10 protein-coding genes and 1 pseudogene are annotated in these 11,993 nt (G+C 35.2%); all 11 read right to left on the bottom strand.

Going from position 1 to position 11,993, the window contains the following annotated elements; translation table 11 throughout:
- The 11 genes and pseudogenes from nrdE to B1B04_RS09450 all read right to left on the bottom strand — a co-directional run bounded on the left by nrdE (window position 1) and on the right by B1B04_RS09450 (window position 11,394).
- Entirely contained in the window at window positions 1–2,094 is a 2,094-nt protein-coding gene (nrdE, locus tag B1B04_RS09495) for a class 1b ribonucleoside-diphosphate reductase subunit alpha (protein WP_079561239.1), read from the bottom strand.
- Window positions 2,091–2,474 carry a class Ib ribonucleoside-diphosphate reductase assembly flavoprotein NrdI gene (nrdI, locus tag B1B04_RS09490; protein WP_079561238.1) on the bottom strand — a complete coding sequence of 128 codons (384 nt, stop codon included), beginning with the start codon at window positions 2,472–2,474 and terminating at the stop codon, window positions 2,091–2,093. The genes nrdE and nrdI overlap by 4 nt, the downstream gene beginning before the upstream one ends.
- Entirely contained in the window at window positions 2,471–2,695 is a 225-nt protein-coding gene (locus tag B1B04_RS09485) for a glutaredoxin family protein (protein ID WP_079561237.1), read from the bottom strand. The genes nrdI and B1B04_RS09485 overlap by 4 nt, the downstream gene beginning before the upstream one ends.
- Before the next feature lie 41 nt (window positions 2,696–2,736).
- Window positions 2,737–3,147: a nucleotide modification associated domain-containing protein gene (locus B1B04_RS09480; RefSeq protein WP_079561236.1), complete on the bottom strand. Its 411-nt coding sequence runs from the start codon at window positions 3,145–3,147 to the stop codon at window positions 2,737–2,739.
- A 66-nt stretch (window positions 3,148–3,213) separates the two neighbouring features.
- Window positions 3,214–3,360 carry a hypothetical protein gene (locus B1B04_RS25615; RefSeq protein ID WP_170938950.1) on the bottom strand — a complete coding sequence of 49 codons (147 nt, stop codon included), beginning with the start codon at window positions 3,358–3,360 and terminating at the stop codon, window positions 3,214–3,216.
- A gap of 291 nt (window positions 3,361–3,651) precedes the next feature.
- Window positions 3,652–3,717 (bottom strand): annotated as a pseudogene (locus B1B04_RS26675) (hypothetical protein); the annotation flags it as partial.
- A gap of 153 nt (window positions 3,718–3,870) precedes the next feature.
- Complete coding sequence (locus tag B1B04_RS09475; RefSeq protein ID WP_079561235.1) at window positions 3,871–4,200, bottom strand: hypothetical protein; 330 nt, start codon at window positions 4,198–4,200, stop codon at window positions 3,871–3,873.
- A 707-nt stretch (window positions 4,201–4,907) separates the two neighbouring features.
- A complete protein-coding gene (locus B1B04_RS09470) occupies window positions 4,908–5,312 on the bottom strand; it encodes a hypothetical protein (RefSeq protein WP_079561234.1) in 405 nt (134 codons plus the stop codon).
- 508 nt (window positions 5,313–5,820) lie between these two features.
- Window positions 5,821–6,600 carry a 3D domain-containing protein gene (locus B1B04_RS26400; protein WP_079561232.1) on the bottom strand — a complete coding sequence of 260 codons (780 nt, stop codon included), beginning with the start codon at window positions 6,598–6,600 and terminating at the stop codon, window positions 5,821–5,823.
- Window positions 6,601–6,717: 117 nt separating this feature from the next.
- Window positions 6,718–10,755 carry a PHP domain-containing protein gene (locus B1B04_RS09455; protein WP_079561231.1) on the bottom strand — a complete coding sequence of 1,346 codons (4,038 nt, stop codon included), beginning with the start codon at window positions 10,753–10,755 and terminating at the stop codon, window positions 6,718–6,720.
- Between the two features lie 198 nt (window positions 10,756–10,953).
- Window positions 10,954–11,394, bottom strand: coding sequence for a hypothetical protein (locus B1B04_RS09450; RefSeq protein WP_079561230.1), 441 nt, complete (start codon window positions 11,392–11,394; stop codon window positions 10,954–10,956).
- Between the last annotated feature and the right edge of the window lie 599 nt (window positions 11,395–11,993).

Genomic DNA, 11,993 nt, shown 5'->3' with positions numbered 1-11,993 from the left:
TTATACTGAACAACTTTCACATTCTTCAATTGTTTGCATACGTTGTCGCACATAGTAGACTGATTTAATCCCTTTTAGCCATGCGTAAATATACACTTTAGCTAACTGTTCTGTTGTCCAATTATCTTTAATGTACAATGTCATTGAAATAGCTTGATCAACGTGTTTCTGAGCGATTGCGTAGGAATCAATCATCTTAAACATATCCATATCGTATGCTTCAACATAAAGATGTTTGTTGTTATTATCAAGGTAAGGCATGGGGTAAATTGTTCTCGAATCAGCGTAGTCTCGCACTTCTACACGCTCTGTGATTGGTGACATTGAAGCACTTGAGCTTCTAATGTAACTAATTGAACCTGTAGGTGCAATTGCCAATCTGTATGCATGGAACATACCATGCTTTTTAACTTCTTGAGCTAATTTTTTCCACATGGCTATAGTGATGATTGGAACATTGCCTAGCGCCTGTTTAGCTTTTTCAGAAGTAATTACTAGTTCTTTTCTGTAGTAATGCTCGAAGTATTCACCACTTGCGTACTCAGAATCTTCGAAACGATAGAATTTGTTCTTACGTTCCTTTGCAATCTCTACAGAAGCCTTAATAGAGTAGTAGTTTAATGCAGTGAAGAAAGCGTCAATGAACTCGTTGGCTTCCTCGCTTCCATACATGATACCCTGAGAAACAAAGTGACCATGGAGGTTCATAACACCTAATCCTACTGAGTGCATTTCTTGGTTAGCACGAGCAACCGCAGGCACATTGTTAATGTTAGTTAATAGAGAAACTTGTGTAAGCATCCGCATTGAAGCGTTAACTAACTTATCGAAGTCTTCTTCTTTAACTGCATTGTGAATATCAAGTGAGCCTAAGTTACAACTTACATCAAGACCAATAATATCTACTTCATCATAATCATTGATTTCAGAGGTTTCCATTAATTGCATGATTTCTGTACATAGGTTAGTGATTTTCACTCGCCCAATCTTTTTCAATGGGTGTGCTTTGTTGACATTATCATCAAACATTTCGAATGGATAACCACTCTCAATTTGAGATTTCTTAATGTCAGTGTATAACTTACGTGCATTAATGCGTTTCAGTTTTCGAATGTTAGGGTTATCAAGTAACTCGTAGTACATGTCAGTAATCGAGATTTCAGACATAGTTTTACCATACTCATTCTTAATATCATAAGGAGAGAATAGAACAATATCCTTATCCTGACGAGCTAACTCGAAGAAAATATCAGGGAAAATGATACCTGTACTTAAAGTAGCAAGGCGAATCTTTTCATCTGCATTTGGTTTCTTAGCTGAGATAAAGTCCTCAATATCACCATGAAACACATTGAGCCAAATAACGCCTGAACCTGCTCGTTGACCTAATTGATTTGCATATGAGAATGAGTTCTCTAGCAACTTAGCAACAGGTATAACACCTGACGCTCGGTTTTCAATGCCTTTGATTGGGTCCTTTGCACAACGTAAATCAGTTAGTGAAATACCAACCCCACCACCTAGCTTCGACAGCTGTAGAGCATTTCCGATATTGTGAGCGATTGAGTTCATGTTGTCTGCCATAGCAATCTTGAAACATGACACAAACTCACCGCGAGCTTTCTTACCAACATTAATGAAAGTTGGTGTTGCAGGTTGGTAACTACGCATTAAGTAATGAATCCAATCCTCAGCGTCTTTACGCTTACCTTGAGCTAGATATAAGGCAACTATAGCCATTCTATCTTCATACCGCTCTAAGAAATTGTTTCCATCACGAGTTTTTAGTGCATATGAGCTGTAGAACTTACTAGCACTCATAAACGTTGGGAATCTAAACTTATAATCATAAGCTAGTTTGAAGATTTTCTTGACAAACTTAAATGAATATTTGTCTAAGAATTCCTTTTCATAATAATTCTCACGCTTTATGTAGTTAATCTTTTCTTCAAGCGTATGGAAGAACATTGTTTTACGATTGATCTCTTCAAAGAAGAAGTCACTTGTAGCTTCTCTGTCCTTCTTTCGGTCAATAATACCCAATGTTTTGTAAGTATTAAGAACCTCGTTGTTTAACATTAAATAATTTTTCAAACTTGTTCACCTGCAATCATTTTTCTATAGCTACTGCTAATAGTTGCTATATCATCCTGATTACCTCGCAGATCAATCATGCGTATTATTGGAACTCTTAACCACTGAGAGATCTCAATAGCAGAGCCACAAAAATTCCGCTTTCCAAAATTTGTGTTACCACTTGCGATTACACCTCTAAGATTTTCCCTATTTTCTTCATGTGAAGATAGGAATTGTCTTACTACCTCAGGCGCTTCCCCTAGCTTATCTGTATAAGTTAGTAAGTAATAGGGGTCTTGAACAATAGTACTAGCTGTAATCTCCCTTATAGGAATAGACTTATCTAGTCTTCCCACAATATCTCTCACGTTACCTGTTCTACTAGCGTAGGCTATCATGCCTTTTGAGCAATGAAAGCCTGAATTGAAGGAACGTCAGCATAATATTGACCTTCATCAAGTGCGATAGGTAGGCCCATGAATCCTTTTTCCTTTAGCTCCACTTCTGCTTTTTCATCAAAGTCTAAGTTGACTTGTTCGTATGCCACCTCTGCTGAATCAAGAAGTGTTTTGATTAAAGTACACTTTGGGCATACTGTGCGTGTATAAAGAATAACCACGTTAAAAACATCCCCCTTTTAAATACATCATTATATAACTTTTAACAGTTGAACGTAAAAGTTGTTGATCCTAATGTTCGTTTATCTTGAGTTGTAGCTTCTTTTAATGCTTTTTCGATTACTGTTGCAACCTCTTTGTCAATCTTATCTACAACTTTATGGTTCATTTCTTGCATTTTGCGATAACCTAAGATCGCGTACCCTGCTAGGTCTAATAAAGTATCTTCGATAGCTTCATCTGACACTTGGCGAGTTTTACTTTCTTTGATTAGATTTTTGAATCGACTGAGTTTATCATCTAAGCGAATAGCTAATGAAGATAATCCCCATTCGTCAATGTTTTTGTCAACATTGTTGCCATAATCAGCATTCTTACTTTTAAGTGTTTCCACTAATTTAGTAGTGATAATTTCAACTTCTATTGCGAACCTTTGAGTGTTATAGTTTGTCATGTTTCTCACCGCCTCTAAATTAAATTAATAACATTTGATATTATTATATTGCTTTTAATAAGTTTTTTAAAATACTAAATCATATTTTTCTAGCAAACCTATCTTCCACCAATTCACAAACGTCTCGAAAGTAACACCATGCCTATCAAGAATCTCATTCTCAACAAACATATCACCTAACCAATCCAATGTTTCGTCCGTTAGTTTAGCCATAATATTTCACCTCGGAAGAAGCAGAATCACGCTCTAATTGTGCTAAGTGTTTGCTCCTTCTATCAAGGATTGAGTTTATCATAACTTGCTCTTGATCGTAATTTAACATACCATTATGCACCTTATATATATATTTGATTAACCTTAACTAATCTTTCACTTCGATATTTTAATATGAAGTGATGTACCTTTTATGCTTTGAAAATACGATTGCTTCCTAGATATTAAGGAGATTCTACTCTCCATTAGGAAAGCGATTGATAGTAAAGTCATAATTATTTAGTAATAACATTATTCTTCTCCTCCATCATTCATTGCTTCACCATAGCCACTCCAATTATCTATACCACAAGCTTGTTAATAATTAAGAAGCACATTTTTTTCTAGCAGATGTACATGTTCTGCTTTTATAATGTCACCATTTCAACTGATTCCATTTTAAACAACCCTCTCCATTAGTTACTTATCTATGTCAACAGCTTTAACTGTGATTCTTATTGATTTAATAACTTATTTCAGTGTTTTTCTGTGAAGGACTACATTAGCTTCTCCTAAAATTGTAGATAGCTTTTCCACAACATCTTTGTGACCATTTTCGTAAAGAACATGAACCAAAGAACTATAAGCATCTTTTAGCTTTTTTTTCTCAAAGCCTTTGTATCGGTACAGATTCACCCCATTTTGTAGTGGTGTTTTTTCAATAATATGACCTTCCTCATAAAGCTCTGATAACCTTGCTCTAAAACTAGGTGATATTTTAATCAATTCATTGTTTGTTAAACCGCTTGGTGTGTTTTGTAGTGCTTCAAGTACTTTTTGTCTAGCTGTTGTTCTAGTCATTTCTTATGCTCCTAACCAACCCTATTTGTACTCTCCCAATATTACTGATATTGCTGTTATGGTTATTAAGATAGCCCATGCTATATGAGTTGGAACAAATTTTAACAAAGCCTCAAACTCCTTATATTTCCAATACTTTAGTAGCACCTGATTGGAACATTTCAATTATCGACATAACTCATGTCAACAGCTCCCATGAAGAACAATTGATAACCTGCTACATAAAGCGCAAGTGCTACACCTTTGTACATATCTTCAATGCGTATTCTTCCTTGAGTTTACCCTTATACTTCTTTTGTTCAATTATTTCTGTCATTATCTTTCCCTTTATTCCCAGTTACCAATAGTTAAACTTGTTATGATACTCTTTTAGATAATCAACTAGACATTTATCATGCAGTTGCCTACAAATTGGAATAACAATCTCTTGTTCTCCATTGTGTAATTTATTCATAACATATTGAGGTAGATGCATCACCTTCAGCTTATGTCATCACATTATTTTTCATCCTTTTTATTAAGCGTGAAACTCTGAATCTATTACGTTTCATAGGTTTCACCTCCTCCCAAAAATAATGTCTATCACTTTTGTTTACCCCATCTTTGACTGAACTTTTCAACTTGTGACATTAATTCTGTACTTTGTCTTTCTTCTTGTGGGATAAAAGGAATAATATCAGGGTGATTTTCCAAATCAATGACCTTTGCTAGTGCTTCACAATTGCATAAGAGTACTTGCGATTAGAAACCTTCTGAGATGTGCGTTGCATTTTTTTTATGGCTTCATTACACTCATTAATAAATTTGTAATTTGCTTTGATAAAGTTTTGAGCTTCTACTAAATTAATCAGTATGTCTTTTATATCTCTGCGCTTAAATCGTATTTCGCGTTTCGCCCTGTAAACAGCATTAATTTCTTTTCTATCTAGGTCAAGTTCAAGTGCATGTAATAAATCGCCTTGTCGATTATTTAAGCCTTCCTCCATTTTTTTGGCTATGAAAAAGTTTTGTTCTAAAGTTTGCATTAAACCTAAAATTTCTTGCATTGAACTTATTGGATTAAGTGATTCCCATTGTTGCATTTCGTTTTCTTCAATTGTTTCATCTACCATATCTCTCGCTTCACTTATATATATCATTATATTACTTTTTTGTTGATTGAACGAGAATTCTCATCTGTACAAATGAGTTTACATTAACCACTATAAGTTATAAACATATTATCATGTTACCTTTATAAAGTAAATGCTTCCCCCTAATATTTTTATAGTTCAGTAGTAGCTAAGCTCAGTTTCATCATGGCGAACCCCCTTTGAATTGAGGGAACGATTACAGATGGTTCACCGTCAGCATATTGTGAATCTCGGAAATACTGTACTTCAACATTATTTATTTTAGTTGTTTCAAGCCTGGTTCGTACTTCGTCAGTGAATCCATTTACACCCAATGGATAGCCCTTATAATCCACGCTAGTCAGTTCATCAATTATTTATTAAATAAGTTTCTCTTTATTCACCATAGTGTTTCTCCTTAAACAAAAATGGGTATAGAGGAAAACCGCAACCATAACTCCATACCCTATTTTATATCATTATATTACTTTTTAAAGTTTTGAAGAAACTATTTGCCGTTTCTTATCACTTTAACGTAAACAGTATGTCTACCTAAGTTATAAGCTGTTTGTTTGTCAGCTACAAGAATATCAACCTTGTGACCTTTGATTGCTCCACCAGTGTCCAAAGCAATTGCCCTAAATTTCTCGTTAGGTGTTGAAACCTCAACAATAGAGTACAAAGGGATAACACGGGGATCTACAGCAATTACTCGCATACCATCAACATAAATCGAACTACGAACATCATAGCCTGTTGCTGTAACACCTGAGCAACCGTTACAATATGGTGTGTAGTAGCTACCATTGAACTCTACACCATTTGTTGCTAGCGCTTGTTTTTGAGGTTGCGCATTTGTTTGTTGCTTTTGGTATGCTATTTGCTTTTGCCTCGCTATTTCTCTTCGTCGCTGTAGCATTGCTTGACGCTTGCATTCAGCTTCCTCACGTGCTTTACGCTCTGCTTCTTCTTTGGCTTTGCGTTCTGCTTCAATCTTTGCTAAACGAGCTTCTTCTGCTAATCTTGCTTTTTCATGCTCGATTCGTACTCTTTCTTCTCGTTCATATTGGAGTTTTTCGCCCTCAGCTTTGATTTCTTTTGCTGACTGTTCAGGTGATTTAAACGTTGGAACTAAAGCACTTGAAGGTAGCTCAATTTGTGTTTCTCCTTTTGTTATATTCGGTGCTTCTACTTCATAGCCTGTTACATTAAAAACTAATGAAATAGAAACTAACCCTCCTGTCACTAGAGTTGATAACATTACTTTTGATACCTTAGTGTTTTTCATTAAACTTGTCGCTAAATTCTACGAAATCTTACTTTGTCACATTTGAAACATAGACATATGTCTTGAATTTCATTTATAGAATATAACTTCCTTCCTTCCTGTAGTAAGAATATGAGCCTAGTAAGCTCTTGCTCTTTCATCTTGAAGAATTAAGTCACCATTTTTCTCAACACCTAGTATTAGGTTTACAGTGTGTTGAACTTCTTCACCTTTGACTTTGTAAGTTTTCAATACAAATTGTTCTTCTCTGCGGAAACCATTGAGCAACACTAGATTACCGCGAGTGAACCACGACTTCTCAATCACTTCTTTTTTCTCGCCTTTTTTGCGTGAAATCTGTTTATCATAGTGAGCAAAAGCTCCTGCATATGTTTTCACAGTAACTACACCATGAGGTGTTAATACAGTAATTGTATGTCTTGCTTTGTTTCTGTCAAGTACAGTACCAACAATAGTAAAGACCTTCTGCTTAGGAATGTTGTTATCTTTGAAATGCGAATATCCTACTACTACAGGTTTTTCATTAAGTTCAAAGAAGTTAACAATGTTGTATTTCTCCATGTTCACATTGATTAACTCATGATCATTCTCATAATATGAGATAGAATCCATTTCCCATTTAGATACTGAGCCTTTAGCTGTTTTGTACCACTCTCTCTTAAACATGGCTTCATTATAAAGTTTGATGAACTCTTTCGTAGTTATTAGCTCTTTGAAAGGCTTTATCTTTTCATTATACTCTTTAGTGAATTGTTTCTCCGATATTTCAAGAGTAACATAATTATATCCACGAACAGAACTACCGTCAAACGTTTTCTCATAAAATTGCTTTGCAATTTCATCTAGCCCTAGAATCTTATCTTTAGAAAACCCTGTCTTACTGCATTTGTTTGATGCTTTTTCCACTCGAACAACACTCTTTGAGATATACTCTTTAAAGTTGAATAGCTCTTTATAGATATGCAAATCAGGATTATCTAACAATCCTAAATCAATGATAGACTTCATGTTCTGCATATTCAGGCTCTCTTTTATGCCGATTTCTTTTAATAAGAAATCTCTCATAATATATCTTGGTTGACCAAACTCGTTAAATGCACCTGCTTTAATGAGTTGGATAACGTGCTTTTTCTGTATTCGCTTCTCAACATACATACGCTCATAGAAGTCTTCAAACGAAGCGAAAGGGCGATTAGCAAGAATTGTATGAGCTACTTCATCTCCAATTCCTACAATACCTTTAATCGAGAAGATAATACGGTCATTTGCAATATCAGGTACAAAGCCGAACTCAGCTCGATTGATGAATGGTTGTGATATATTAATACCACGACCTTTCATCTTTCCTATGGCTTCTGCTACTTTGCCATAGTTGGTTGACTTCTGTTTCGCGTCTTCTTCTACCTCCAAAGAGCCCGAGTTAACCGTTAGGCATGCTGTTTGCCAATACAGAGGATTGTAATTGTATGATAGATTCGCTTCAACCATAGCTATAAGAGTATACGCTAAAGTGTGAGGAATCGAGAAAGCGTAACCTAACATTCGTGAAATCTGTAACCATAAATAATCTATTACTTCATCACGGGTTCCTCGTTCTCTCCCCCATAAGAATAGCTTTTGTTTTACTTCTTCCTGTACATCTGCCTTTTTCTTGGCTATACCTTTACGAAGGTAGTTAGCTTCTTTAACGGTGAATCCTGCTATGTTTTTATCCATAGCCATAAGCATTACAGCTTCTTGTGTATCAGCTACACCGTTTAAAGCTTTTAGGTACTTCTCAAAAATAGCGACTTCTTTTTTAGTTAAACCATGTTGGCGCATTTCTTCATACCAAAGGTTAATATCATTCTTGTATCGAATGAATGTATCAATTGGTTGTTCTTCACCCTCTGACATAAGTCGCATGATAGAGTTCAATGATACAAGCTCAATAAGGCTTCTAGGTTGAGCTTTCTTGATAACAGCCTGGCCTAATTGTGTTGAAAACTGGAATAAGTCAACAATCTTATCTTCACCAATCATCTTAAATAACCCAGGGTTACTCTTGTCAATGATTTCAGGATGGAAGTATTTATGGAATGTTTTTCGAAGTGTCCCTTGCCACTCAATCTCACCATATTTTAATAGAAGTTCCATACACTCTTGAATCTTATCGTTACCCTCAATTGTAAGAATATCGAACTTGATAGCTCCACATGCCTGACTATCATTTAAGTTAAACTGTGTGATAGGTGTTCCATTCGGTGCTTTCATCATTGCATTCATCTTGGTGTATTCTTCATTAAGAACAAGTACACCGCCTGCATGGATTGAGCGCTTGTTGATTAATCCCTCAATCTTTAAAGCTGTTTCACGTAGTCTTGGATACATGTCGATTTCATCAATAAGTTGTTTGATAGGTTTCCTACCTTTTTCTTCATTTCCATAAAGACAATCTTTCAGTGGCCACATATCGCCACGTTCTACAGGAATAAGTGAAGCAATATATAAACCTACATCTCTATCAATACTTAAACCACGACAGGCTGTTTGAACCGCAGATTTTGCTTTCTCAGTACCGAAAGTACATACTTGGATAACTTGTTTCTTACCAAAGAAATCTCTCATTCGGTCAAAGAGGAAGCCTTTTTTAGTTGAAGTTACATCAATATCAATATCCAACGCGGAAATATCAGGCTTAGACTTGTGTAAGTGTCGCCAATGGGGAACTTCAATACCATAAAGCATTGGGTTTACTTGAGTAACATCAGTTAAATAGTTGATTAAAAAAGCTACAGCAGAACCTCGCCCTGCACCCACAATTGAACCTTCTTCTCGTGAAGCTTCACCGCAATCATCACCCCAAATTAGCTCAATGATTTTAGCGACTGTAACATAATAACTAGCCATTGATTGATTTAGGATAATCGACATTTCCCAAAGTTCTTCTAGCTCTATGTTTATTCGAGCCATTACTTCATGAAATGCTTCTTTTGACATTTCACGATAAGGAATTTTCTCTTTGAAGCCCTTCTCGATTAAATGAAGCAAGTATCTATCTTGTTCATTATCAGAGTGTGCCATTTTTTCAATGTAGCCATATTTCTTATAGCCACCTTTAAATAGGTGAGCCACCTCAAACTCAGGTAACTTAGCTACAGGAATGATAGTGTCACCCTCAATTGTGTAGTCACAAATCATTTTTCCTATAGCCATTGTATTTTTCAAAGCTTCTTTGACAACATCTTTATCTAAATAGCTCATTTTCGCATAAATCTCACTAGCCTTGTGCAAGTAAGTATGAGCATAGAATGAAACAGTCTCACGTTCATCTTGTTTTGAGTTTAGGTATGCTCCATGAATAGGCATGTCCTCAGGTCGTAGATAGTGAGCGTCATTGGTGATAATTAGTTTTAAACCATATTTTCGTGCTAACTTGATAAGCACTTTGTTTACTGTTGATTGCTCATAATCAGCACTTGGTTGTAGTTCAAGATAAAAGTTATCTTTACCATGTAGCTCAATGTTCCACTCAATAAAATACATTAATTTTTTTATATTATATTGTTTCTTTTGTACATCCCCTTCTAAACGAGCCTTATCAGCTTCTAGGATATAGTAAGAGCTTTCAGAGCCTAAGCAAGCAGTTGTAGCAATCAGTGTATTAGGGAACTGCTTTACAATCGCTTCAAGGTCTTTTTTGACTGTTGGTACTCGCTCCATAGTACCTGTGTAAAATGAGTTCTCCCATGCTTTTGAGGATAAAATACGGAGAGCTTCATGACCTTCTTTGTTCTTAGCTAAAAGGAGATAGTGAGGGAATTTAGTTACACCTGATTGATAATTATCTCTAACTTCTTCTAAGCTATTTACAAGGTATATCTCATTGCCTAGAATCAATTTAAAGTCTTTCCCTATCTTACCCTTTTCCTTTAGCTCACGAACCGTCTGAATGGCTTTTACGTGTGCTGAAAGGGCTTCGTGGTCAGTGATAGCTAAACCTTTAAGACCAATATCCCACGCTGTCTGTATCAGCTCCTTAACAGAGTTGATACTATCTAATAATCGTATATTACTAACGTCTGTATGTGCGTGAAGCTCGATACGACAAGTACATTCACCTTCGCATGTGCATATCCAAACGTCTCCTTTGTGTAGTTCACAAGTTTTGCACATATCATCTTCTCCAATCAATAAAAATATCCTTAGGAATTAACCTATTTCTAATCCATATATTATTATATCATTTTTGATATTCTTCTGTTTAGCTTCTTTTGTCTTTTGTTTTTGCACACGCTCAAGCTTTCTTCGCACACTCCCGAAAGTCACTCCGACCTCTTTTGATATTTCAGTGATGTTTTTTTGATTGAAGTACTACATGTCCCAAACAGTTTTTTCTAACTTTTTCGACCATTTTCTTCTGGCATAGGCAACACCATTTACCATGACCTCTTGCAACCAAACAGGCTCAGGCAATATTTCATTTCGCTCAAATTTATTAGGGTCTAAACTTACTTTTTCTCTATGTTTTTCGAGCCAATCCCAAAACTTATCTTGTTCAACACCAAAACTATAGTCATTGTATGAAGTTCCATGTTTCTTAAACTTTTTAGCAGGTAGTCCATAGTTCGCAAGCTCTTTTGTTGTCATTAATCTTTGAGCAAGTTTAGTTGCGGAACATTTAATAGCCTCAACACTCCTACCTAAATATTTCGACATTTCTTCAATGTCTTTTACACCATAATTGGTTTCAATATAATCTAAATGAGAATCAGTCCAATGCTTATTCTCATTTTTATGTATTTTATTTGTCATTTCCATCTCCCCTTTGCCGCTAATTCACTCATTAATAAAGCAATTTGTTTTCTAACAGGCATTTCATCACTATTCATTTTTTTTGCATTTACTCTATACTACTGACTCACAGGAAATTTTTTTCGTAATAAATTCAATTTATTTTTTTGACCAAACATTTTGTAAGTCGTATTTACTCTTGTTTTTCATTCTTATTTTTCCTCTTTAAATAAACATAGTTCCAATAATCAAAATCATATATAATATTGTTATTTTTGTAAATAAAAAAAGAGTAGTTTTTCCTACTCTTTTTAAAGATTTCAAACAAGCAACAATAATAGTCTACACTATCTGAGAACTAATCAAGTATGTCACCTTTCTCTTTCTTCTTTGCGTGTTTTGCTTTCTTCTTTTTCTTCCAAAATCTCATTTGATTACTCACCTATTGGGACTTTAAAATTGATAAAGCCTATTAGATCAGCAGCTTACCAACCCATCACGAAAGACTCGTTTTCAATCTATGATTCCTAAGCTAAAAGCATCAAGAAACAAGGTCGCCAACATTGTAAACTAAATAGCCCTGTCTTCACCTACAAGGCAATAGCTTTCATTATTATTAA

It is taken from the genome of Lysinibacillus sp. KCTC 33748 (assembly GCF_002237755.1).
In the GTDB taxonomy this organism is placed as follows: domain Bacteria; phylum Bacillota; class Bacilli; order Bacillales_A; family Planococcaceae; genus Lysinibacillus.
Note: the sequence above shows the minus strand (reverse complement) of the source record. Positions and strands in the feature narration are given on the sequence as shown.